The 266-nt window shown below is 39.5% G+C and carries 1 protein-coding gene; it reads left to right on the top strand.

Annotation, left to right across the window (positions count from 1 at the left end; all coding sequences use genetic code 11):
• Positions 1 to 72: 72 nt before the first annotated feature.
• On the top strand, positions 73 to 266 hold a 194-nt coding region (locus tag C1E99_RS14315; protein WP_153060296.1), incomplete at its 3' end, for an ATP-binding cassette domain-containing protein.

Here is a 266-nt window from a genome sequence, read left to right as displayed (position 1 = left end):
AGAACATTGGAATGAGGCTCGGAATACCTAGCAAGCACCTACTTTTAGTTCACGAATAACAAGGAGGTTACTATGATACAATTTGACCATATCACAAAAACATACGGCGAAACAATCGCACTTGATGACCTAAATTTGACAATTGAAAGCGGCGAGATTTTCGGTTTAATCGGTCACAATGGGGCAGGAAAAACAACGACAATCAGTCTATTGACTTCGATAATCGAAGCCAGTTATGGAACTATCTCTGTTGATGGTTTAAACCT

This window comes from Streptococcus suis (assembly GCF_002964045.1).
GTDB classification, from domain to species: Bacteria; Bacillota; Bacilli; order Lactobacillales; family Streptococcaceae; genus Streptococcus; species Streptococcus suis_U.
The sequence above is the reverse complement of the archived record's forward strand: the minus strand, read 5'-3'. Positions and strand labels throughout refer to the sequence as shown.